The sequence below is a fragment of the Synechococcus sp. H70.1 genome (assembly GCF_047502705.1).
GTDB lineage: Bacteria > Cyanobacteriota > Cyanobacteriia > Thermostichales > Thermostichaceae > Thermostichus.
Map to the genome: position 1 here is coordinate 25,042 of NZ_JANSIV010000028.1, position 23,156 is coordinate 48,197.

Sequence of the window (23,156 nt, forward strand, 5' to 3'; positions counted from 1 at the left end):
AGCTGGAGTTTCAGTTGCCTGGAACGGTTCATGGGGATCCCTCGCCCACCACAAAGAAGTGCCAGTGGGGAACCATTGGCCTGAATTATACTACCAACCCCCATTCATAGCGGATCCGGGTCTTGGCACGCACCCAATGGCAAAAGCAGCCTCTTTTTATGGCAGGCGCAGGGATCCCTGGCAGCGCTGGCCACAACTCTGCGGCTCGGCTGCCTCGGCGGCCAAGTTGGCCTGGGAGTTGAGGATAAGGATTGTGATGGGGGCAGGGGGAGGTGAGGGGCTGCGGCGCCAACCCCACCTGCCAGCGTAGGGCTGCGTTGGGGGGTTGGGCACGACGAAGACAATGTTTTGTAGGACATTGCTTTGTAGAGGGGTGGCGCTGTTCTGTCTGCTGTCGAGGAGCACCGTTTGCTGCGGCAGAAGCGTCTGGGCCAGAGCGGCTGGAGCTAGGCCTAGGCAGAGCAGAGCTGCTACCCCAGAGAGGGGTTTGGCTGGCATCATCACCGTTTTCCCCGTAGAGCTGAGATGCTAGCACCCTAGCTCGCCCTACTGAAATGGCTCCACCCCTTTGCCGCAAAAAGGGTTACGCAACAGAGCAAGCTTCTCCTCTGCGCCTGAGGAAGCTGCGAACGCTGCCCTTTTAAACTCACGCCTTGCGGATACTGCCGAGCTAGTCACCCGCCCCTGAACTCTCTTGCTGGGCCCGCTCCCGCTCTTGGCTAAGACGGGCCACCTGGGCTTCCAGCTCTTGAATGCGGTGCAACAGCTGCTCGATTGCCCGTCCCACCGGGTCAGGCATGAGGTGGTGATCGAGGTCGATGCCATGGGCAGGGATGCGGCGTTGATGGGGTGGGATAACGGCCCGGCCCGGGATCCCTACCACTGTCATCCCCGGAGGCACATCGTGGATCACCACTGCGTTGGCTCCAATGCGGGCTCTGGCACCAATGCGAACTGGCCCCAGGATCTTCGCCCCTGTGCCCACGATCACCCCATCTTCCAGGGTGGGATGCCGTTTACCTTTTGTCCAAGAGGTGCCCCCCAGGGTAACGCCGTGATAGAGGGTAACATCGTCGCCAATTTCCGCTGTCTCCCCGATCACCACACCACAGCCATGGTCGATGAAAAAGCGCCGCCCAATCCGGGCTGCCGGGTGAATTTCAATCAGGGTAAAGGAGCGGGAAATGAAGCTAATCAACCGAGCCAGCAGGAAGCAGCGCCGCTGCCACAGCCAATGGGCAATGCGGTGTAGAAACAGAGCGTGTACCCCTGGGTAGGTGAGGATAACCTCCCAGCGGTTGCGCGCCGCTGGATCCCGCTCAAAGACACAGTCAACATCTTCCCAAAATTGCTGCCAAAACCCCAGCTTTGTCTTTGGCTGCTTAGAAGGGGGAGCCTCACTCCTGTCTGCTTGGGGGCTTTCTGCCGCCGACTGCTTGGCCTCGGTCAGCATGAACGGCCTCCGATAGGGAACCTCCACTTCTCCCCTTCTAGCACTTTTTGCTGCCAGTGGGGGGATCCCTGCTAGCCTCCACCTGCTTGACAGCAGCTAGACTAGACCAATGAAATACTGGTGTTGCTCGACCAGCAGACGGCCATGCTAGACCCCCTTTTGGAAGAGAAGATCCGCGAGCAAATCCGCACCCACAAGGTACTGATCTACATGAAGGGCACCCCAGAGATGCCCCAGTGTGGGTTTTCCTACACAGCTGTGCGCATTTTGGACAGCTTGGGCTTTCCCTACACGGCAATTAACGTGCTGGAGGACCCGGAAATTCGCCAGGGGATCAAGGTGTTTTCCAACTGGCCAACCATTCCACAAATCTACATCAACGGGCAGTTTATTGGCGGCTGTGACATCCTCCAGGAAATGCATGCCCGCAACGAGTTGCGCCCCCTAGTGGAAGCAGCTTTTGCCCAGGCTGACAGTCAACCTTAAAACCCATGCTCACCGCAGATGGTTTGCGGCAGCTCCTAGCTGAAAAGCTGCAAGCTCTTTACGTCCACGTGGAGGACGAGTCCCACCGCCATGCAGGCCATGGAGGCGGGCAACAGGGATCGGGAGGGCACTACCGCGTGCAGGTGGTATCCCCTCTTTTTACTGGCAAAACCTCTTTGCAACGGCATCGCCTGGTGTACGCCGCCCTGGCTGAGGAGATGGGGCAAAGCATCCATGCCTTGGCCCTGCAGACGTACAGTCCCGAGGAGCGGCCGGATCTAGGTAGCATAGAGGGCAAAATGGCTGCCCCAGCGGGGTAAGGGAGGAAGCATGGCATCTCTTCTGGCCACCTGGTTAATGTCGGCCTTGAGCGTGATGATTTTGGCTTGGCTGTTGCCCGGGATCCACGTCTCCGGATTTGGGGGTGCCTTGGTAGCGGCGCTAGCCATTGGTCTGGTCAATAGCTTAGTGAAGCCATTGCTGCAGTTGATCACCCTACCGCTTACCATCTTCACCCTGGGCTTGTTTTCGCTCATTTTGAACGCTATTTGCTTGCTCATTGCCGACAAGCTTGCGGGTGATGCTTTCAAGATCGACAACTTTGGCTGGGCCCTGCTTGGTGCAATTGCCCTCTCCATCATTAGCAGCTGGGTTCGGAGCATTTTTGAACAGGCTGCTTAGTTTCCCTAAGCAGCAGAAGGCCGGGTAAGACGGGGGAAGAGAGAGTCAACTGCAGCCACCTAGCTTTTGGCCAACCCTTGTAGGGCCTTAGCCTGGGCTAACCCCTGCTGAGTTAGCCAGCTAAGGGGAGTTAGGGCTTAAGCCCGAGCTTTGGGAACAACCTTAAGAAGAGGGGGAGGGCATTGGGTAGGGTCCTCCCCTTGAGCTTGTCCCTTGCTGCGGGCAGGGCCCTGCACCGTGCGTTGCCTCTGGGGAACGGCAGCCTCAGCTCTCTTGGCCTGATTGGCCGCAGCTGGGCAGCTGGCGTTTGCTTGGGCCTTGCCCTTACCTTCCTTTTCCGCCAGCAGCTCCAGAGCTATCTCCAGCGTCACGGCTTCGGGGGAGAGATCCTTAGGCAGCGAGGCGTTGACTTTGCCGTGCTTGACGTAGAACCCATAGGGGCCGTCGTGCAGAGTTACCGGCTTGCCGTCCTCGGGGTGGACTCCCAACTCGCCTAGGGGCTTGGCCGAGGTGGGAGTGCGGCCTTTTTTGGGCTGGGCCAACAGCTCTAGCGCCCGCTCCAAGCTAATGGTCAGGACATCCTCCTCGGGGGGCAGCGAGCGGAACTCCCCGTCGCAGGCCACGTAGGGGCCGAAGCGACCAATGCCGGCTTGCACCTTTTTCCCCGACTCGGGGTGCTCGCCCAACGTACGTGGCAGGCTGAGCAACCCCAGAGCCATCTCTGGAGTGACGTCCTCCGGCTTGAGTCCTTTGGGCAGGGAGACGCGCTTGGGCTTTTTGTTTTCCTCAGAGACTTCCCCCAACTGCACATAGGGTCCGTAGGGGCCCTGGGGGATGACATAGATGGGCTCTTGGGTCTCTGGGTGGAAGGCAATCGGCTTGGGGCCTTCCTGCTTGCGCCGGATGAGTTCCTCGATGTGTTCCAGGGTCAGGTCAGCGGGGGGAATGTCCTCCGGTAGATTGGCGCGTACCTCCCCCGCTTCGGTTTCGACCACCACGTAGGGTCCGTAGGGACCAATACCTATCTTGGCAGGTAGGTTTTCCAGGTGGATGGAGCGGGCCAGGCTGGGGTCAATTTCTAGCTCCCGTGCCTTCACTTGTCCCTCAAGGCCTTGCTCACCCAGGAAGAAGTGGCGCAAATAAGGCAGCCACTCCGCCTGGCCGGAAGCGATATCATCCAGGGTTTGCTCCATCTCGGCAGTGAAGTGGATGTTGACGAGATTGGGAAAGTATTTTTCCAAAAGCTCGGTAACTGCAAAGGCCGTGTAGGTGGGTACCAGAGTGTTCCCCATTAGCCTCGCGTAGCCGCGGCTTAGGATTGTACTCAAGATGGTGGCATAGGTGCTGGGCCGGCCAATGCCCTCCTTTTCCAACACCTTCACCAGGGAGGCCTCTGTATAGCGGGGTGGAGGTTGGGTCTCGTGAACCACCGGCTCTAGCCGCAGGCAGTCCACTTGCTCCCCTACCCGCAGCAGGGGCAGGTACACCTCTTGGTCTTCCAGAGCCGCCTCTGGGTCATCGGATCCCTCTACGTAGGCGCGAAAGAAGCCGGGGAAGTCAATGCGCTTGCCGCTAGCCCGGAACACGGCATCGTCGACAGCAATCAGCACAACGGTGTGGGTTTGCCGCGCCTCAGCCATTTGGCTGGCAACGGTGCGCTTCCAGATTAGGTCGTAGAGGGCCAACTCCTGACCCGTGAGGGGAGTCTGGCTGGGCAGGCGAAATTCCGAGCCGGCGGGACGAATGGCCTCGTGGGCTTCCTGGGCTCCTTTGGTTTTAGTGATGTACTGCCGCGGTTCAGGGCTGAGGTACTCCTTGCCGTACATTGCCTCCACGCAGGCTCGGGCGGCGCGGATGGCCTGTTCCGACAGGTGGACCGAGTCGGTACGCATGTAGGTGATGTAGCCCTCCTCGTAGAGCTTTTGGGCAATGCGCATCGTCTGCTGGGCCGACAGGCGCAGCTTGCGGTTGGCCTCCTGTTGTAGCGTGGAGGTGGTGAAGGGAGGGGCGGGCTTGCGGGTGGAGGGGCGCTCTTCTACAGAACTGACCACCCAGACTTTCCCCAGCAGACGCTCCCGCAAGGCTTCGGCCTGGGCTTGATCCAACAGCACCACGTCCCTTCCAGTCATGAGCTGCCCCGTGCTGGGATCGAAGTCTTGTCCGCTGGCCAGACGCTTGCCGCCCAGGCTCACCAGCTCTGCCGGGAAAACCGCTGCCGGATCAGCACCTTGCAGCTGCAGCTCTGCCCGCAGATCCCAGTAGGAGGCTTTTTTGAAGGCTCGCCGCTCCCGCTCCCGATCCACCAAGAGCTTCACTGCCACCGATTGCACCCGCCCGGCTGAGAGTTTGGGGGCAATTTTTTTCCACAGGAGGGGCGACAGGGTATAGCCCACTAGGCGATCCAGGATGCGGCGGGTTTCTTGGGCACGCACCAGTTGCTCGTTTACCTGGCGACAATTTTGTAAAGCCTCCTGAATGGCCTCGCGGGTGATTTCGTGGAACACCATGCGGCGGGTAGGCACCTTGGGCTGAAGCACCTGTTGCAGGTGCCAACTGATGCTTTCCCCCTCCCGGTCTTCGTCAGTGGCCAGGATCAGCTCATCTGCCTTCTTGAGCGCCTCTTTTAGCTCCTTGACCACCTTTCTTTTTTCTTTGGGGATCACGTAGAGGGGCTCGAAGTTAGCGTGGACATTGACCCCAAGGCGGCTCCACTCTTCTCCCTTCACCTCCTCGGGGATGTCGGCAGCCGACTCGGGCAGATCGCGCACATGTCCCATGGAGGCTTGCACCTCATAGTCGGCGGGCAAGAAGCTGCGGATGGTACGCGCTTTAGTAGGAGATTCAACAATGACCAGCTTGGGCATGATGAGGCCTAAAAAGACTAACCGATGCTGTTGCGGCACACTGGAAGAGTGGCTCAAGAATCAGGGACTACTTCTCAGGAGCGTAGCAAGTCTGTCTCCGCTTGACTAGCGGCTCTCGCTTTGCCTTCTGCTGATACTCCATCCTGACAATGCACCACTTTTCGATTCGCACTGCCGATATCTTCCGCTCCATGGCCTTCTACGAAGGGCTAGGCTTTGGGGTAGAAGAACGGTTTACCATCGGCAGCACCTTGGCCTGCTGGATGGGCGGCCCCTGGGGCCGTCTGGAGCTCATTCAGGTACCCCAGCCCTACCCTGCCCCCGATCCCTTCGGGGATCCCCACTATGTGGGTTACTACCACCCCTCCTTTGAGGTGGGCCCCGAATGGGGATCTCTGGCTGACTATCTAGAACACTTACAAGCGCGAGTGCCCCTGATCTTGCTGCTGCCGCCCCAATGCCAGAAAATTGGGTCTCAAACCTACGAAGTGGCCTTCATCGCCGATCCCGATGGCTTGCCAATCGAGCTCATTCGTCGGCAGGGATCCCCAGGAGCCAAAGAGGATTGAGCTTGACTCTAGGATCCCGCAAGCTCTTGGGGGCTTGCTGCTAGAAGCACGTGGCACCCCGGCAAGCGCAACTTGCCAAGGGCGACATTCCCCAGGTCTAGGGTAGCAACAAGTTGACCCCTAACGATGACGTAGTCCCTTTTCCGGAGTCTTGACACTCCCCTGAGTAAAGTCGGGGGATTCTTACGCAGTCTGCAGACAAACTTGCAAAGGCGCTGTCAAGACGCCCCTAGACCGTCCCTTGGAACCAAGTCTCAAAGTTGACTTACCGCAGTGTTCGGGTCTTCCACCGGGGTGGGTGCTTGCTTAGGGTTATAGTTGTTATAGCATTGGCGAGCGACTCAAGTCGCTCAAGGACTACGTCCCCCTCCGCACTACTCGCGTTAGCGGCGCGGAGCCCTCAGTACGGGGCTACCAAGTTACCCCGCTGTGTCGCCCTTGGAGAGAAGGAAGCCTATGGAGATGGATCTCCGCCCCCTCATCATTCTGGCGCCAGTTGCTCTAGCAGTAAGCTGGGCCGCTTACAACATCATCAAGGCTGCCCTCAAGGGGGAAGCCAAGCTCTTTGGCGAGAGGGGCAACAACCCCTTTGGCAAGAGCAACAGCTAAGGATCCGTTGGCAGCCGCTAGAGTCCCTGTATGTCAGACGCCAATCCCCCAGAAGCAGGGTCACCGTCTGAGCGGGCTGACAGGAAGTCGGCAGATGTCATTGTTGTCGGAGCAGGGGTAGCCGGCTTGACCTGTGCGCGGCAGCTGCTGCGGGCAGGCCTGCAGGTTCTGGTACTTGAGAAATCGGCGGGCCTTGGCGGGCGTATGGCCACTCGACGGGTTCAGCACGCCGGCCAGACGGTGCCTGTGGATCATGGAGCGCAGTACCTGACTGCCGACTCTGATGGTTTCTATCGTTGGCTCAAGGAGCTCCTGGGCTTGGGACTGCTGAGGGAGTGGACCCGCTCCTTGCATCTGCTGGATCACCAAGGGCTGCGCCCAGAAAGTGCCAACGAGGAGAAGCCGCGCTATGCCTGTCCCCAGGGTATGACGGCGCTGGCCAAGCAGCTGGCTGCTCCCCTGGCCGTTCACACCCAAACTCGAGTGGTTGGCCTCGAGCCCCAGGCAACGACCTGGCAAGTGCAAGCCGAAAATGGCCAGTGCTACGAGGCTGCTGCCCTGGTGATGGCCATTCCTGCTCCCCAGGTACTGCTTTTGCTGCGGGGAAAGATTTCTCCAGGGGATAACCTGTTGTCCCTTTTGGAAGCGGCTGCCTACCAGCCTTGCATTGCTGTGTTGGCCAGCTACGCCGAAAACACGCCGCTGCCCCCCTGGAAGGGGATCAAGGGTTTGGACGATCCCCTCCTAGCCTGGGTGGCCCTAGACAGCAGCAAGCGGCCACAGCCTCTGCCGCCGCTAGTGGTCTTGCAAGGGGGAGCGGAGTGGTCGTCGCTGTATCTTGAGGCCGCGCCTACGGAGCTGGAAAAGGCTGGTCGAGAGCTGCTGGCCCATGCTGCCCAGCGCTTGGGATCCTGGCTGGCCTCGCCGCAGTGGATCCAAGTTCATCGCTGGCGCTACGCTTTTCCGGTGGAGGCAATAGGTCTTGCTAGCCTTGGCACCTACATTCCCACTGGCTCTGGCAAGGGACTACCCCTGGTGTGCAGCGGCGATTGGTGTGCTGGAGGGCGCGTAGAAGGTGCCTGGCTGTCTGGCCAAGATGCGGCTAGAACCTTGCTGCAAATGTTAGGGATCCCTCCCCGCCTCCCCTCGGAAGGGCGTCCCTAGGCAGTCCTGGTGGAGCTGTGGGGGGCGCAGGGATCGTGGCCACCGGGTACAACCCTGCGGTGGGAGTCTATCCCGTTGAAGCAAGAAGCCCGCACTCTAGGCGTTAGCAGGAGGGGGGGAGGGTTTACAGGAAGCGGGGGCTGAAAATCCCAGCGGGGTCAAACTGCTGCTTTAGCTTGTGCATTAGGGTTGCCGTGGGGCCAAAGTCGGGGGCTAAAGCTGTCTTTAGATCGGCTGGCGCTTCCAAAAGTACGAGAAACCCCCCCGCCGCCTGGAGATAGCGCTGCAGCTGCAGCAGGGATCCCCTCTCTGCTTGAGGGATCCAGGCTCGCCCCAACCCGCAGCCGCGATGCAGTTGCACCTGAGCGTTAGGGAAAAGGGATTGGAACTGCTCCAGAGTCGCCAGGCTTTGGCTGGGCAAGCAGCCGAACTTGGCCAACACCATCCCCAAGCGGGGTGAGGGCAGAGGCAGAGCCCCCGGTCTTGCCTCCTGCCAGCTCAATCCTGCTGGAGCTAGCTGTTGCACCTGGGTCATCTGGTGGGCAATTCCCCGCTCGGAGCCGTGGAAATGGATCCAGAGCTGGGATCCCCCTGCCCCCAGCCAGAGATCCACCCCCACCGGACTGACTGGCGCACTCAGGACCTGCCGAGCTAGGGTTTCCAAATCCGGCAGCGCCCCTGCAGCCAGCAAAGTTGCTTGGGCCGCGGGAAGGGGATAGAGCCGCAGGGTTACCTGCGTCAGGATCCCCAAGCTGCCCAGGGATCCGGCAAATAGTCTTGTCAAGTTGTAGCCGGCCACATTCTTGACCACCCGCCCGCCCGCCTTAGCCACCTTCCCATCGGCCCGCACCCAAGTAATGCCCAGCACTAGGTCGCCAATGCTACCGTAGCGCCAGCGCAGCGAGCCCGTATCGGCAGTGGCGATAACGCCGCCCACCGTCGCCCAGTCGGGATAAAGCGGGTCCACCGGCCACCATTGTCCTCGCTCGGCCAAGATGGCCTGTAGCTCCGCCAGGGTCATACCGGCCTCCACCGTCGCCGTTAGGTCGGCAGCTGCGTGGTCAATGAGGCGGCACAGCCCACGGGTACTGAGGATAAGATCCACAGCCTCCAAGCGAGGAGCCCATCCCCACTTGCTCCCCTGCCCCAGCGGCAAGACCTTCTGCCCCTGGCACTCCTTGAGGAGCCGAGCCAGTTCCGCGACTGTCGAGGGAGTTTGGATGGGAATAGGAGCGGCCTGGCTAGAAAGAAAGGTGGCTAGCGCAGGAGAAAAAGCCATAGTTGCCCCAAAACTTCCTAAGCTTGTTTGCAGGTAGAGAGCCTAGCCGTTGGCCTCGATAGAGCAAGGTTCTTTCTCCCTAGAAGGGAAGGAGGAAAGTCTTTGCTGCTCCACTAGGCAGGCAAACTCCCGCTCGAAGGTCACCAGGGCGCGGTTGGTTTTGCCCCCCAGGTAAAGCCCTGCTTCCGTCTCCAGAGCCCAAACTTGGCTGTAGCTGAAATAGCTCATCACCACCCCCAGCATCAGCAGCCCAAAGCCGAGGTAGACAAGCGGGATCCCTGGATCCGATTTCATTTGCAGGCCGGTGGCGCCGATAACCTCGTCTAGGTGCAGGGTAAGGCGTTTGGGAAAGCGCTGCGGAGCCACTTCATCAAGGGCCAGGCTCATGCCCTGGCGCAGGGATCCTACCCACTGGCCCTGGGTGTCGTAGAGCAGGGCCGTCCCCTGCAAATCCGGCAACAACAGCGTCAAGCCCTCGCTGAGATCCGGTCGGGTGGGCACAAAAGCGCCCCAGAGCTTGCTGCCTGTCTGGGTGGGCACCGGCACCACTGGAATTTGAAAGGAGGGGCTGTTGTTAAGGCGGATGCGGATGCTGTCGATGCCCCAGTCGGCTTGGTAGAGGGTCACGCCGCGGTAGGAGAGGGGATGGTTGACAGAGATGGTCTGACGCTTGACCTCCTGGCCGCCCTCTAGAATCGAGAGGTCAGAGTAAAACTGCTTTACCCGTCCGTCGGGAGCATAGTCAATCCAGAAGCGGTTAACCCGAATTTGCCAGGTGGGCAGACGAGCCAGATCCCCTGCCCCGGTTACATGTTCAATGGCGGCAACCCCACCGCTGGGAATCAGCTCCTGCGCCTTAAAGCCCCCGAGGCTGCCCCAGATAGCCCCCAACAGGATCAGCAGCAGGCTGACGTGCACCACGATGGGGCCAAACCGCCCGATTAGCCCCTTGCGGGCGTAGAGCCGGGATCCCTCCTGAAACACTGCATAACCCCGTTGGCGCAGCCGCTGCGGCAGCCCCTCTAGGGAGTGTTGGGGCAGATAGGCCCAAAAGGGCAGCCGCTGGAAGGAGGAAGGACGGGTGAGGTAGCTCCAGCGGCGGGCCACCTTGAGCATCGGCCACTGGCGCGTGAAAGAACAGGCGGCCAGGCTGCTGCCAAACAGGATCAACAGGGCCAGAAACCAAGGGGTGCGATAGACGTGATCCAACCCCAGCTGGAGGATCAGCCGCCAGGTGAGAAAGCCAAACAGGGCCGGATGCTCAGGATAGTGAGCCTGGTAGAAGGCCACCGTCTCCTCTTGCTCAATCACCGTGCCGACAGCACTCAAAAGGGCAATCGCCAAGAGAAGACCGATGGCCAGGCGCAGATCCGCCAGCAGCGGCAGCAGCTCATGGCGAAAATACCGCCGCAACAGCGGCAGAGGATGGATAACCATGGGAAGTTGTTAGCTCAAGACTTGGATGCCCCTCTCAGGGCAGCCCCATCTTAGCCTGTTCCCTTAGGCCCACGCGGAGAGGAGCGTCAGGGTGCCAAAGCCCACCAACACCCCGCCACTGGCATAGGTGAACCAGCCCGACCAGCGCCGCAGGGCCAACAGTTGCTTAATGGAGCCAGTGAACACCCCGGCCACCAGCAGCGGCGAGACCAGCCCCAGCGCATAGGCCAGCAGCAGCCCGCCCCCAACCCAGGGCTGCCCCGTGGTGGAGACCCAGCCCAGCAGGGCCACCAAAACCGGTGTGCTGCAGGGAGAGGCCAGCAGGCCAAAGGTGGATCCCAGCACCACTGACCGGCCCAGCCCAGGCCAATCGCCAGGGATCTCCAACCGGTTAAACCAATCGGGGAAGCGCAAGGGGACAACTTCCAGCAGGTTCAGCCCCATGAGGATGGCGATCCCTCCCGCCACTAAGGATCCAAAGGCGGTGGTTTGTCCGTAAACCCGGCCTAGCAAAGCTGCTCCCAAGCCCAGCCCGCTGAGGGTCAAAGCCACACCAACCGCAAAGCCTAGGGACTGCACCCAAACTTGCCGGCGCACTGCTCCGGCAGCAGCGGGGGTAGTAGGGGTGTAGCCGCCGATGTAGCCAATGGTTACCGGCAACATAGAGAGCATACAGGGAGAAAGGCTGGTAACCAGACCTGCCAGGCCCACTGCCAGCCAGCTCAGGGGAGAGAGGTGCTGCAGTTGCCCTTGGACCAGCTCCGCTGCCCACTGCTCTAAGTGGTAGAGCCAAAGCTGAAGGGTATCCACCATAGCAAAAGCCGTCGAGTCCAAACCTAGGCTAGCTCAAGGAGCCCCCTCCAGGGCAGCTGAGCGCCAACTGGCCAGCACCCCTAGCGGCGCGCTCCAGTCTAGAAAAGCTGGGGAGCTACTTGGACTGTTGGTAGGCGGCAATGCTGCTGGCAATCACTGCCTCGGTTTCGGCCAGACCTTTCCAGCCCAAGATCTGGGTTTCTTTCTTCTCTAGGCGCTTGTAGGTGGCAAAAAACTCGGCAATCTCGTCCAGGCGGTGCTGGGCAATATCTTCCAGCTTGGTTACGGAAGCATAGCGAGGATCCTTAGCAGGCACGCACAGCAACTTCTCATCCGGCTCCCCTGCGTCAATCATCTGCAGCATGCCCAGCGGTCGCACCGCAATCACACACCCCGGAAAGGTGGGCTGATCCATGATGACTAGGCCATCTAAGGGATCCCCGTCCCCTGCCCGCGTGTTGGGCACAAAGCCGTAGTCGTAGGGGTACTGCACCGAAGAGTAGAGCACCCGGTCTAGGGCCATCACGCCCATGTCCTTGTCAAACTCGTACTTGTTCTTGCTGCCGCCAGGGATCTCAATTAGGAGGTTAAGCAGGCCTGGCTTGGGTTGGGCAGGGATCCGCGACAGGTCAATCACAGTCAATACCCTCGGAATACGTGACGCAAAAATGGCCAGAGGGCATTATAGCTCCCAGGGGGGGATGTCAAGTAGCCAAGGCAAGCTCCTCGGGCAAGATTCGAACTTGCGACCAATCGGTTAACAGCCGACCGCTCTACCGCTGAGCTACCGAGGATCGAGATATACCCCATCATAGGAAAAAAAGAGCTGCAAAGCAACTCCTCAGCCGGCCACTGCCAAGGCAGTGGCAAGGCGTTCTTTCAGGGTAGGCACCACAGCTTCGAGGGGAATGTCCACAGCCTGACCAGTGGCCCGTTCCGCCAGTTCTACCTTGCCCTGCTTGAGACTGCGTCCCGTGGTTAGGCGATAGGGGATCCCAATGAGATCGGCATCTTTAAACTTGACGCCCGCTCGCTCATCCCGGTCGTCCCAGAGGGTTTCAATACCGGCAGCGTCCAGCTCCTGCACCAATTTTTCCGCCACCTGCATCTGCTCCGGATCAGAAGTGTTGGGCACCACCACCACCACGTGGTAGGGGGCAATGGCCACCGGCCAGATGATGCCGTTGGCATCGTGGGACTGTTCCACCGCCGCCTGGGCTAGCCGCGACACCCCAATGCCATAGCAGCCCATCCACAGCGGCTGCTCAAGGCCGTTTTCGTTGGTAAAGGTAGCCCGCATTGGCAGCGAGAACTTAAGGCCCAACTGGAAGATATGGCCGACCTCAATGCCGCGGGCTCCCTGGAGAACCTGCTCAGGGTTGAGCAGACAGCGATCCCCCGCCTGGGCTTTGCGCACATCAACCACCTCTGGCAAGGGGTACTGCTCACCCCAGTTGGCCCCCACCACGTGCCGCCCCACCTGGTTGCTGCCGGTTACAAAGTTTTTCAGCGTGGCTGCCGTCTGGTCAACTAGGCGCAGAATCTGGGGGGCAAAGTGTTCCTGCCCCCCGAGGCAGCTATCGGGCAGGTCAGGGGCAATGTATCCCACGGGCACGGGATCCCCTTGCCAGCTTTTTTGGATCTCAGCATCCGCCAAGGTTAGTTTAAGCAGCTTGTTGGCTTGGTAGCGCTCCGCCAGACGGTTGAGGTGGTTGGCCAACTTCACCTCATTGACTTCTTGATCCCCGCGGATGCTCAGCAAGACCACTACCCGCCGGCCGTTGTCGTAGAGGGCCTGGTAGAGCACATTCTTAACAATTAGGGTGGGGGAGATCTTCAAGAAAGCAGCCAGTTTCTCAATGGTTTCCGTTCCCGGGGTATCCAGAACCTGGAAGGTGGTGTAGGGAGACGCTGCCGCTGGCGGTGGAAGGGAGACGGCTTTCTCCACATTGGCAGCGTAGGAGCCATCGGGGGTGTAGAGGATCTCATCCTCTCCGGCAGAAGCCAGCACCATGAACTCCTGGGACATTGCCGAGGGTCCGCCAATGGCGCCGGCGTCGGCCTCCACTACACGAAACTGCAGCCCGCAGCGGCGCAGGATGCGGCAGTAGGCGCGGTACATGTCCTGGTAGGTCTGGCGCAGGCTTTCCTCATTGGCGTGGAAGGAGTAGGCGTCCTTCATGAGGAATTCCCGCCCCCGCAGCAGGCCAAAGCGGGGTCGAATCTCGTCGCGGAACTTGGTCTGGATTTGATAGAGGATTTGCGGCAACTGGCGATAGGAGCGGATGAGATCCCGCGCCAGCAGGGTGATTACCTCTTCGTGGGTGGGGCCCAGGGCCTGCTCGCGTCCCTGTCGGTCTTTGAGGGCGAACATGATCCCTTCTGCCTGGGTATACACCTCCCAGCGGCCCGATTCCCGCCAGATCTCTGCCGGCTGCAACTGGGGCAAAAGACACTCCTGAGCCCCAATGGCGTTCATCTCCTCCCGGACAATGCCCGAGATCTTCTGCAGCACCCGCCACAGCAGGGGCAGATAGGTGTAGATCCCTGGGGAGAGCCGCCGGATAAAACCGCCTCGCAGCAGCAGCTTGTGGCTGGGCAGCTCTGCTTCAGCAGGATCCTCCCGCAGGGTTACAAACAACATCTGACTCAATCGCTGGCTCCGTTGCATTCCTCCTCTCCACTTGTGTTCTGGAGAAAACCCCTCCTCGGGCTCCCCTCAACCGGGATCCCTCGGCCTCTAGGCCGCCCAAATTGACTAGGCGGGAGCTAGGGTCCGCCGCTTGGTAACCATTTGGTAGACCTCGATAATGTCCCCTTCCTGCCAGGCATCGAACTTCTCAATACCGATCCCACACTCGAAACCAGCAGCCACCTCCCGCACGTCGTCCTTGAAGCGTTTGAGAGAGTCGAGGCGTCCCTCGTAGACCACTTCTCCCTTGCGGCGAACCCGCACCAGGGCGTTGCGCTGCACTTTGCCGGAGAGCACGTAGCTGCCAGCCACGGTGCCGCGGCTGATGGGGATGACTTTGCGCACTTCCGCTTGGCCCAGCAGCTCCTCCACCTCTTCTGGCTCCAGCAAGCCCTCCATGGCTGCCCGCAGGTCATCCAGCAGGTTGTAGATAATGTTGTATTCGCGCACATCGACCCCTTTCTCGTCGGCAGCTCGCCGCGCGCCGGGGGCGAAGGTGGTGTTAAAGCCCAAGATAATGGCGTCGCTGGCTGCTGCCAAATCCACGTCAGTCTCTGTAATCTCCCCAGGAGCTGCCAGAAGAACCCGCAAGCGCACTTCCTCTTGCGGCAAATCCTGCAGGGCCGTCTGGATGGCCTCGGCGGATCCCTGGACGTCTGTTTTGATGATTAGGTTCAACTCTTTGAGCTGGCCTTCCTGGGCTTTGGCAGAAATGCTAGTCAAGCTGACGCGACGAGAGAGCAACGCCTGTTGCAAACGGCTTTGCCGCAGGGCCTCCGCCCGCTCCTCAGCAACGCGGCGTGCTTCCTTCTCATCGCCATAGACCTGAAACTCATCCCCTGCCGCCGGCACCTCTTCCAAGCCCAGCAGTTGCACCGCTGAAGAGGGCCCGGCCTCCTGCAGCCGTTGGCCACGGTCGTCCATCATGGCCTTGACGCGGCCAAACACGGCTCCAGCCACCAGCGTATCCCCCACCCGCAGGGTGCCGTTTTGCACCAACAAAGTGACCACGGGTCCCCGCGCTTTGTCCAAGTGGGCTTCGATCACAGTGCCGCGGGCGGGCCGGTTGGGATTGGCCTGCAGCTCGGCCACATCCGCCACCAACAGGATCATCTCTAGCAGCGCGTCTAGGTTGCGGCGGGTAAGAGCGCTGACCTCCACCATGGGCGTGTCGCCACCCCACTCCTCCGGCACCAGCCCATGCTCTGCCAACTGCTGCTTGACGCGCTCCGGCTGGCTGCCGGGCTTGTCAATCTTGTTGATGGCCACGATGATGGGTACGTGGGCTGCCCGTGCATGGCTAATGGCCTCCAGCGTCTGCGGCTGCACCCCATCGTCGGCAGCCACCACTAAGACAGCAATGTCAGTGACGCTGGCACCGCGGGCGCGCATGGCCGTGAAGGCCTGGTGGCCAGGAGTATCCAGAAAAACAATGCGCCGCTTCTGGCCTTCAAAGTCTACGTCCACGTGGTAGGCACCAATGCGCTGGGTGATCCCACCTGCTTCGTGCTGGGCCACATTGGTTTGGCGGATGGCATCGAGCAAAGTGGTTTTGCCATGATCCACGTGGCCCATGATGGTTACCACTGGCGGACGGGACACCAGGTGGTCAATGTCCTCCAGCTCAAGCATCTCGCTTTTCTTGACTTTGGGCTCTGTCTCTGGCCGACGAACCTCATAGCCCAACTCTTTGGCCACCGTTTCAGCCAGCGACTCGTCTAAAACCTGGTTGATGGTTACCTTCACCCCCTTAAAGAAGAGGGTTTTGATGATCTCTGTTTCCGACACCCGCAGGCGCTGGGCCAGTTCCTGCACACTGAGGCTGCCTTCGAGAACCAGAACCTTCTCTTGGGGCAGCAATTCCACCGTTTCTTCTGGAGGGCTGGCTTGAGCAGGGGTTGAGGGCTGCGGGGAGGGGTCAGCCGCTGGCCGAGGGCGCGGGGTCGAGACAACCGCTGCTGGTGGACGCTGCGCAGGGGGCTTGGCAGCGGGACGCGGCAAGGGCTGGATAGCGTTTAGCTGCGCTTGCTTGACGGTGGAGCTCACGGCCAGGGAATCCAAGTCCAGCAAGCCGTCTCCGTCTCCCTCCTCGCGTCTGCGTTTGCGCTTGCGCTCGGCCTGAGTGCGGCTGGATCGCCGTTCTAGGGCTTGTAGCTCCTCATCTTCCTCTTCTTCCACTGCTTTGCGCTTGACTTTGGATGGGGCAGGCCGCACGGGAGCCTCGGCCAGCACGGGAGTAGAGCGTTCTCCAGGGATCGCTTCGGGCAAGCGGGGAGAAGGCTCTGGCTCGGGGGGAACTGTTTTAGCGGCAGGACGGATGGGAGGCCCTACCAACTCCAACCGCGGCTGGGACCGAGGAGCCTCCTCGGCTTTACTGGGGCTGTCTGCCTTTTTGAGGGCTGCTGGCTGGGGCTCGGGATGACTGGCAGGGCGAACAGGTGGGCCCACCAGTTGGGGACGCGGTCTTTGCGGCGGAGGAGCCTTTGCTTCTGCGGGATGAGGAGGGGGAGTAACCCGCTGAGGAGGGGGAAGCACCACCAGGCGCTTAACCACCGGAGCAGGGCTGGTCTCGGCGCTGGCTGCTTTGGCTCCACTAGGTTCAGGTCGAGCTGGAGGGGCCGCTAGCTGTGGCTTGGTCTCTCCTGCGGGAGTAGCCTGTTGCCGCGGCGGGCCTATTCGTTCGGGGCTGGCCGCAGAAGCCTCTTTAGCAGGGGGGAGGCGCTCTGGTCGCTGCAACAGCGGTTTGGGAGAGCTGGCCTCCCTAGGGGTAGCTGGCTGCTGAGCAGGAGCAGGCCGGCGAATGCCGACAATAGCCTGAGAGCGCTCACTGGCTTTGGCTTCTGCCGATGCCTCTGCTGGCGAGCTTCCTTGGGACTTGGTCCGCGGGCGAGGCGGTTTCCCACTGGGGGATCCGCCCAGTTTGCTACGCACCAACTCGGCTTGCTCTAGGGAAATGGTGCTGCTATGGCTCTTGAAAGGGATCCCCAACTGCTCACAAGCCTCTAGCACCTCGCGATTGTCACGTCCCAGTTCGCGGGCAATGTCGTAAAGTCGAACTTTGTCGGTCATTCCTCTGCTCGCCTCTGCTCCTATCTCCTCGTTAGTTTTACGCTTGAATCATCTAGGCGGGCGTTTCTCCCGGCATAGGGGACAGTCTTGAAGATCCTAGGGGGAAGCGAAGTCCAACGGGGGCAGGAACCAACACCAACAGCGCCTTTTTAGAATAACTCTTCTGTAGTCCCTAGAGGGTGGCTGTAGCTGACCTCACCCAACCCCATTTTGACAACTAAGAGGGGTTGCCGTGTAGTTGGCAGGGGGGTAAAGCAATACCCTAGCTGCTGGCAGAGCTTTTGAGACTCAGCCTTTTGCATCTGATGTCTCTTGTCGGCCTTCTGCCAATTCCTGCTCCAGCAGCTGCCACAGCGAGTCTGGCACCGGAGCCTTGAGAGCTTTGCTCAGCTGCTGCCTCCGCCGCGCCGCCTGTAGACAGTCTAGCCGGCGACACAGGTAGGCAGAACGCCCCATACCCTGGTTCAAAAGCACCTGGTGAGTACCGTATTGCCTAACTAGCCGCCACAACTGGGAGCGGGGAAACAGTTGGCGACAGCCTACACAGCGCCGTAGAGGATCCCTGCTAACCAAAGGATCTTGTCTTGAAGGGCCTACCTACCCCAGCCTACTCCAACTGGGGCAGCCGTGACCGCAAAAACTCAAAGAAACGCTCCACTAAGTAGGGATCCCGCCAGCCCTTGGCCGTTTCTTCCTGTAGGATGTCCATGGCTTCTTGGACAGTGAAGGCTCGCTTGTAAGGCCGCTCCGAGGTAAGGGCGTCGTAGATGTCCACAATCTGGAAGATGCGGGCCACGAGTGGGATCTCTTCTCCCTTGAGGCCATCGGGATAGCCGCTGCCGTCCCAGCGCTCGTGGTGGTGGCGGATGAGGGGCAGCACATCCTTCATGGTGCGCAGCGGGCGGCAGATCTCCTCCCCGATCAAGACGTGGGATTTCATCACCTCCCACTCTTCCGGCGTGTGCTTGCCCGTTTTGCTCAAAATGGCGTCGGGTATGCCCACTTTGCCGATGTCGTGCAGGTAGGCTCCCCAGGTCAGCGCTTTGATCAAGGGACGGGGTAGCTGGAGAAACTCGCCGAAGCCCTTGGCCAGTTGTGCCAGACGCTCACAGTGATCCCCGGTGATGGGATCCCGGCTTTCTACGCTGCGGGCAATGGCAAATAAAACCTGGGCAGCATGATCCAGGTCTTCATTGAGGTGCTTTTGGTAAACGAGGGACCGCACCCGCGCCAGCAATTCCGCCTCATCAAAGGGCTTGCTCAGGAAGTCATCGGCTCCAGCTTCAATACCGCGCAGGCGATTTTTGCGGTCGCTGGCCGCTGTAATCAACACCACCGGGATTAAGCGGGTCTCCTCATCAGCCTTGATGCGCCGACAGACCTCGAATCCGTCCAACCCCGGCATCATCACATCCAACAGGACCAGATCCGGCTGCAAGCTTGGCAGCATCTGCAGGGCTTGCTGGCCGTTTTCCGCCTCGCTGACGCGATAGCCAATGCTCTCCAACAGATCCCCCAGCAACAGGCGACTGTGGGGCTGATCGTCCACGATGAGGAGATGGCCCGCCGGCTCCTGCTCTCCAGAAGGTGTTATCTCAGGGATCCCAACCCCCACGGTTCTCTCAGCTTGGGCGGACTGCATCTTAGCAAAGACTCTCCCTTGCTTACCGCCTTCAGCGTAATCTCAGCTCCCCCTGGCAAGCATCCGCCTTTCCACTGAACTTGCTTTAAGCCGCCGCCAATTGCTTAACCAAAACCCTGGCCAACAATGGGGCTTTTTCTACAGCAATCAACTCTCCAGGGATCCCCTTTCTCGGCCACAATAGGGATAATGAAGGTAGTCTTGGCTACGTTGACACCCGTTTTGTTGGCTTCTTGGCAACTTTACCATGTCGTCTTTTTCCTCTGAGTCTTTGCGGGAGCAGGTGCGCCGCATCGATGACCAGCTTTCCCGCCGACCCCTAGAGCTCGATCCGGCAGGCTACTTTGTTATCTACATTGATCGGCAGCAGCAGCTCATTTGCGCCAAGTACTACAGCACCGTGATCAACGAGCGGGGGCTGGCCACCGACCCGGAGACGGGGGCGGTAATCCCAGCGCGGGGGCCAGTCAATCGCTCCCCACAGCGGGTGTACGTTGGGCGGACGGCCAAGGAGTTGTGTGTCCAGATCTTTGAAAAAGAAAGCGAGAAGGTCGTCTCCCAGCTTAGCCACGCTGCCTACCTGGGACGGGAGTTCCAGAAGGCAGAAGCAGCCCTAATCTCCGGCGAAGAGTACGTGCAGGACTAAGGGCAAACTCGCTGCAGGCGAGCAGCTTGTGGCAGAATCGAGCCAGCTTGCCGTGACCAAGATCACAGCGGGGCGAGCTAGGCCATGGACGACAAGGTTAAGCCGGGAACCATTCTGCGGGGGCGCTACGAAATCCTCGGCCTTCTGGGGCAAGGGGGGTTTGGGGTTACCTACAAGGCGGTGGATCGAGACACCTTCAACACCCCCTGCGTAGTTAAGCGCCTGCGCCCTCTCTCCACGGATCCCCATACCCTAGCCACGGCTCGCAAGCTGTTTGAACGGGAAGCCAAAGTTCTCAACCAACTCAACCACTACGACCGGGTGCCCCGCCTCTTGGCCCACTTCGAGCAGGATCAGGAGTTCTACTTAGTCGAGGAGTTCATTGCCGGCCACGATCTCGGCCAAGAGCTGGTGGCCGGCCAGCCCTTGAGCGAAGCGGAGGTCGTCAAACTGCTGGGGGAGATCCTGGAGATCCTCCGCTATGTCCATGCCCGTCAAATCGTGCATCGGGACATCAAGCCAGCCAACCTGATGCGCCGCGACTCCGACGGCAAGTTGGTGTTGATTGACTTTGGGGCGGTGAAGGAGGTGGGCCGGTTGGTCAGCCCGGCTCCTGGCCAAACCCAGCTGGCAACAGTCATCGGCTCGGTGGGCTACATAGCCCCAGAACAGCTTGCTGGCAAGCCGCAGCCCTGTAGCGACATCTACTCGGTCGGAGTGCTGGCCATTCAGGCGCTGACTGGGCGCCCCCCCACCAAGATCCCAGACGATCCGCGCACTGGCCAGCTGCTTTGGCGGGATCTGGCCCCAGTGAGCGAGGCGCTAGCGGCAATTTTGGATCGCATGATCTGTCCCCGCTGGCAAGAGCGCTTTCAGTCGGCGGCTGAGGTGCTAGAGGCGCTGCGGCCCCTGCTGCCTGTTTCCAACGAAGCTCTGGCTTCTGATCTTTCGGTGGACCAGGTTTTGGCAGCACGCCTCTTGGTCCGTGGCCAAGAGAAAGCCCGCCAAGGGGATCTCCAAGGGGCGATTGCCGACTACACCCTGGCCATTCAACTGGATCCCCAGAATAGCCGCGCCTACAGCCAGCGGGGCAGCGCCCGCTACAAAACTGGCGACTGGGCAGGAGCATTTGAAGATTTCACCCGCGTCATTCAACTGGCGGGGGGAGAGGCCCGCACCTATTTCAACCGTGGCCTGGCCCGCTACCGGCTAGGGGACTATGAAGGGGCAGTTGCCGATTATACCCACGCCCTCCGCCTCAATCCCCACTGGGCAGTGGCCTACTACAACCGCGGCAACGCCTACCGGCAGCTTGAGCAGCCGCAGCAAGCGATTGAGGATTATTCCCGCGCCCTTGAGCTCAACCCTGAGGAGGTGCGGGCTTATTTTAACCGCGGCGTGGTGCGCGGCCATCTGGGGGATGCCCAGGGGGCAGCGGCAGATTTCTCCGAAGTCCTCAAGCGGGATCCGCAGGATGGCGAAGCCTACTTTAACCGGGGAGTGGCGCGGGCGCAGTTGCTGGACTTCCAGGGAGCGATAGAGGACTACACCCAGGCGCTGCAGTTGGATCCCGGTCACAGCAAGGCCTACCACCGCCGCGGCCTGGCCCGGCAAGCGGTGGGGGATCTCCAGGGGGCCATTGAGGATTTCTCTCAGGCCATTGCGCTACAGGCTGCTGGAAGCTCTGGAGCAGAGGTGGCAGTGCAGGCGGAGCTCTATCTGCAGCGGGCTATGGCCCACCTAAGCAACAACGCCCTAGAGGCAGCGCTGGCGGACTGTGAACAGGCGCTCCGCCTTAACCCTGCACTAGCCCAGGCCTATTGCTACCGGGGGCTGGCCCGCCAGGAGTTGGGGGATCCGGCAGGCGCTTTAGCCGACTTCAACCGCGCCTTGGAGCTGGATCCCCAGTTGGCCAAGGCCTACCTCAACCGCGGAATTGCTCATCTGAATCTGGGCCATCTGGAAGCGGCTCTGACCGACTTGAGCCAGGCCATTGCTTTGGATCCCAGCGATGCCAGGGCCTACAGCAGCCGCGGCCAGGTTCACCGGCTTTTGGGGGATCCCTTGGCGGCGCTGCAGGACTACACAGCTGCCCTAGAGCGGGATCCCCATAACCCGCAGCTCTACTTCGACCGCGGCCAGATCCATTTTGAGCAAGAAGATTGGCCGGCAGCCTGTGAGGACTTCTCCCAGGCGCTGCAGTGGGCAGGCCAGCCGGGGAGCCGGCGTGGGCCGGATCTAATGGCCCGTATCCATCTATACCGAGGTATGGCGCGGCAGCGGCTGGGAGACTGGCAGGGAGCACTGGCGGATTTCACAGCCCTGATCCAAGCCCAGCCGCAGGCGTCTCAGGGATTTGCCCTGCGGGCGGCGGTACATCTGGCTTTAGGCAACAAGGAGGCGGCGTTGGCTGACCTTGACCAAGCTTTGAGCTGCAACTGCGACTGGGGGCTGGCGGATGCGGCTCTCGCCTACCGGCAGCGGGGGGATCTCCACCGGCAGGCCAACCGGCTACGGCAGGCCATTGCCGACTACACCCAGGCCCTGCTCTTGAATTCGCAGGAGCGCCACGCCCTCTTCTGGCGGGCTCTCCTTTGGGATCAGGCGGGGGAGATCGAGAGCGCGCTGGCCGACTATACCCAGCTCCTGCAACTGGAGCTGGATCCCCAAACGCGCCTCTGGGTCTTGAACAACCGCGGCTGGGCCTATGCCCAACAGGGAGACTTTGCGGCAGCTATTTGCGACTACACGCAGGTTCTCCAACTGGATCCCAGCCATGTCAAAGCCCACTGCAACCGTGCCCTAGCCCGCGCTGCCCTTGGTGACTGGCAAGGAGCCTGTCAGGACTTCCAGACTGCCCTCCAGTTGCAGGGGTACCAAGGTCGCCTTGGGGAAGAAGAGGCTCACTCCCTAGGCAGCTCCTAGCGATCCCCCACCCTAAGCCTAACTTGCTCCCGTCGCTCCTCGAAGTCGCTCACTAGCAGCCTTACCCGGATCTGCCATTCTCCCGCCAAGGGCAAGAGGACCTCTTCCACCTCAAACCGGCCAGGTTCTTTCGGCAGGGCCTGGCGCCGCAAAGGCGGGATCCCACGCGCGGGCAGGTCAAAGTCCAAGCTCAGCTCCTGGGCCGGGATCCCTTTGACTTCCACTTGCACCTTGTTGTTGCCGGGGCGACAGGGTCGGATCTGCAGGCGGAGGCTGCCTTCTGGCCAGCCCAATGTCGCTTGGCAGGCTGGCTCCCGGGGGAGTTCTGCTCCTTGCTCAGGAGGGGCTTGGGCCACTAGAAAGCTGGTTAAGGCCAGCACCAAAACTAGCCCCACCAACTCCAGGCGGACAATCCCCTGCAGGGATCGAGCCGCCGCCCAGACCCCCGACCGCAGCGCCGGCAGCAGCCGCAACTTGTTGTGGGCGGCCAACCCTAGGATCATCAGCACCAGCAGTAGCTTGGCCCAGAGGTACTGCCCGTAGGGATGAGCCCAGTCCCAGCCGCGGTGGATCCCGCCCATTCCCACCCCTGCCAGCACCAGCCCCGGCACGGCCCAGGTGGCCACGTCGGAAAACCGCTGGATGAGGCCTACGGCGGGGGGAGTCAACTCAAGGACTCCGTCCCGCTGGCGCGAATGGCTTAGCAGGCGCTCCAGCCCCCACAACCCCCCCAACCCCACACCGCGGGCGGGGGGGTGGCGCCCCCAGCGGGCGCGCGGGCCGGGGGGGGTCGGGGGGGGGGGGGGGGGGCGGCGGGGGGGAAACCG

General features: G+C 60.9%; 20 protein-coding genes and 1 tRNA gene. 8 read left to right on the forward strand and 13 right to left on the reverse strand.

The genetic code is table 11. The features are described 5' to 3' along the window. Window positions 1-156 precede the first annotated feature (156 nt). Complete coding sequence (locus NW827_RS02005; protein ID WP_414403115.1) at window positions 157-501, reverse strand: hypothetical protein; 345 nt, start codon at window positions 499-501, stop codon at window positions 157-159. A 169-nt stretch (window positions 502-670) separates the two neighbouring features. After that, window positions 671-1,453 carry a serine O-acetyltransferase gene (gene cysE, locus NW827_RS02010; protein ID WP_414359599.1) on the reverse strand — a complete coding sequence of 261 codons (783 nt, stop codon included), beginning with the start codon at window positions 1,451-1,453 and terminating at the stop codon, window positions 671-673. A gap of 144 nt (window positions 1,454-1,597) precedes the next feature. On the opposite strand from cysE, the gene grxD reads away from it, so the two are divergent. The 3 genes from grxD to NW827_RS02025 are packed head-to-tail and all read left to right on the forward strand — an operon-like array spanning window position 1,598 to window position 2,620. Continuing rightward, window positions 1,598-1,939, forward strand: coding sequence for a Grx4 family monothiol glutaredoxin (grxD, locus tag NW827_RS02015; protein WP_414359597.1), 342 nt, complete (start codon window positions 1,598-1,600; stop codon window positions 1,937-1,939). A 5-nt stretch (window positions 1,940-1,944) separates the two neighbouring features. Beyond that, window positions 1,945-2,259, forward strand: coding sequence for a BolA family protein (locus NW827_RS02020; protein ID WP_414359596.1), 315 nt, complete (start codon window positions 1,945-1,947; stop codon window positions 2,257-2,259). Window positions 2,260-2,269: 10 nt separating this feature from the next. Next, a complete protein-coding gene (locus tag NW827_RS02025; RefSeq protein ID WP_414359595.1) occupies window positions 2,270-2,620 on the forward strand; it encodes a phage holin family protein in 351 nt (116 codons plus the stop codon). Window positions 2,621-2,757: 137 nt separating this feature from the next. On the opposite strand, the gene topA is transcribed toward NW827_RS02025, so the two are convergent. Continuing rightward, window positions 2,758-5,484 carry a type I DNA topoisomerase gene (topA, locus tag NW827_RS02030; protein WP_414403363.1) on the reverse strand — a complete coding sequence of 909 codons (2,727 nt, stop codon included), beginning with the start codon at window positions 5,482-5,484 and terminating at the stop codon, window positions 2,758-2,760. Window positions 5,485-5,633: 149 nt separating this feature from the next. Here topA and NW827_RS02035 point away from each other — a divergent pair, with 149 nt between their 5' ends. From NW827_RS02035 to NW827_RS02045, 3 genes are all read left to right on the forward strand, one after another. After that, the gene (locus NW827_RS02035; protein ID WP_414359594.1) at window positions 5,634-6,053 is read left to right on the forward strand and encodes a VOC family protein; all 420 of its coding nucleotides are present in this window, start codon (window positions 5,634-5,636) and stop codon (window positions 6,051-6,053) included. A 456-nt stretch (window positions 6,054-6,509) separates the two neighbouring features. Then, entirely contained in the window at window positions 6,510-6,662 is a 153-nt protein-coding gene (locus tag NW827_RS02040) for a photosystem II protein Y (RefSeq protein ID WP_414404528.1), read from the forward strand. Window positions 6,663-6,692: 30 nt separating this feature from the next. Continuing rightward, complete coding sequence (locus NW827_RS02045; RefSeq protein ID WP_414359590.1) at window positions 6,693-7,826, forward strand: NAD(P)/FAD-dependent oxidoreductase; 1,134 nt, start codon at window positions 6,693-6,695, stop codon at window positions 7,824-7,826. Between the two features lie 124 nt (window positions 7,827-7,950). On the opposite strand, the gene NW827_RS02050 is transcribed toward NW827_RS02045, so the two are convergent. The 9 genes from NW827_RS02050 to NW827_RS02090 form a co-directional block, all read right to left on the reverse strand. Beyond that, the gene (locus NW827_RS02050; RefSeq protein ID WP_414403117.1) at window positions 7,951-9,105 is read right to left on the reverse strand and encodes an FAD-binding oxidoreductase; all 1,155 of its coding nucleotides are present in this window, start codon (window positions 9,103-9,105) and stop codon (window positions 7,951-7,953) included. A gap of 42 nt (window positions 9,106-9,147) precedes the next feature. Beyond that, window positions 9,148-10,542, reverse strand: coding sequence for a cytochrome c biogenesis protein (locus tag NW827_RS02055; protein ID WP_414403118.1), 1,395 nt, complete (start codon window positions 10,540-10,542; stop codon window positions 9,148-9,150). 63 nt (window positions 10,543-10,605) lie between these two features. After that, complete coding sequence (locus tag NW827_RS02060) at window positions 10,606-11,355, reverse strand: cytochrome c biogenesis protein CcdA (RefSeq protein ID WP_414503278.1); 750 nt, start codon at window positions 11,353-11,355, stop codon at window positions 10,606-10,608. Between the two features lie 115 nt (window positions 11,356-11,470). Beyond that, on the reverse strand, window positions 11,471-11,989 hold the full coding sequence (locus NW827_RS02065) for an inorganic diphosphatase (protein ID WP_414360047.1): 519 nt from the start codon (window positions 11,987-11,989) through the stop codon (window positions 11,471-11,473). A gap of 88 nt (window positions 11,990-12,077) precedes the next feature. Continuing rightward, a tRNA-Asn gene (locus tag NW827_RS02070) sits at window positions 12,078-12,149 on the reverse strand. Window positions 12,150-12,196: 47 nt separating this feature from the next. Continuing rightward, window positions 12,197-14,026, reverse strand: coding sequence for a proline--tRNA ligase (locus NW827_RS02075; protein ID WP_414403120.1), 1,830 nt, complete (start codon window positions 14,024-14,026; stop codon window positions 12,197-12,199). An 87-nt stretch (window positions 14,027-14,113) separates the two neighbouring features. Further along, window positions 14,114-17,116: a translation initiation factor IF-2 gene (gene infB / locus NW827_RS02080; protein ID WP_414503279.1), complete on the reverse strand. Its 3,003-nt coding sequence runs from the start codon at window positions 17,114-17,116 to the stop codon at window positions 14,114-14,116. A gap of 288 nt (window positions 17,117-17,404) precedes the next feature. Continuing rightward, window positions 17,405-17,689 (reverse strand): YlxR family protein, encoded by a 285-nt coding sequence (locus tag NW827_RS02085; RefSeq protein ID WP_414403122.1) that lies wholly within the window; start codon window positions 17,687-17,689, stop codon window positions 17,405-17,407. Between the two features lie 34 nt (window positions 17,690-17,723). Next, window positions 17,724-18,758, reverse strand: a complete 1,035-nt coding sequence (locus NW827_RS02090; RefSeq protein WP_414403123.1) for an HD domain-containing phosphohydrolase — start codon at window positions 18,756-18,758, stop codon at window positions 17,724-17,726. Window positions 18,759-19,005: 247 nt separating this feature from the next. Here NW827_RS02090 and NW827_RS02095 point away from each other — a divergent pair, with 247 nt between their 5' ends. Next, complete coding sequence (locus NW827_RS02095) at window positions 19,006-19,404, forward strand: DUF4346 domain-containing protein (protein ID WP_414359581.1); 399 nt, start codon at window positions 19,006-19,008, stop codon at window positions 19,402-19,404. Window positions 19,405-19,488: 84 nt separating this feature from the next. After that, window positions 19,489-22,329 (forward strand): tetratricopeptide repeat protein, encoded by a 2,841-nt coding sequence (locus NW827_RS02100; RefSeq protein ID WP_414503280.1) that lies wholly within the window; start codon window positions 19,489-19,491, stop codon window positions 22,327-22,329. Here NW827_RS02100 and NW827_RS02105 read toward each other — a convergent pair. After that, the coding region (locus NW827_RS02105) for a CopD family protein (protein WP_414503281.1) at window positions 22,326-23,156 on the reverse strand (831 nt) is incomplete at its 5' end. The two genes, NW827_RS02100 and NW827_RS02105, sit on opposite strands and share 4 nt — an antisense overlap.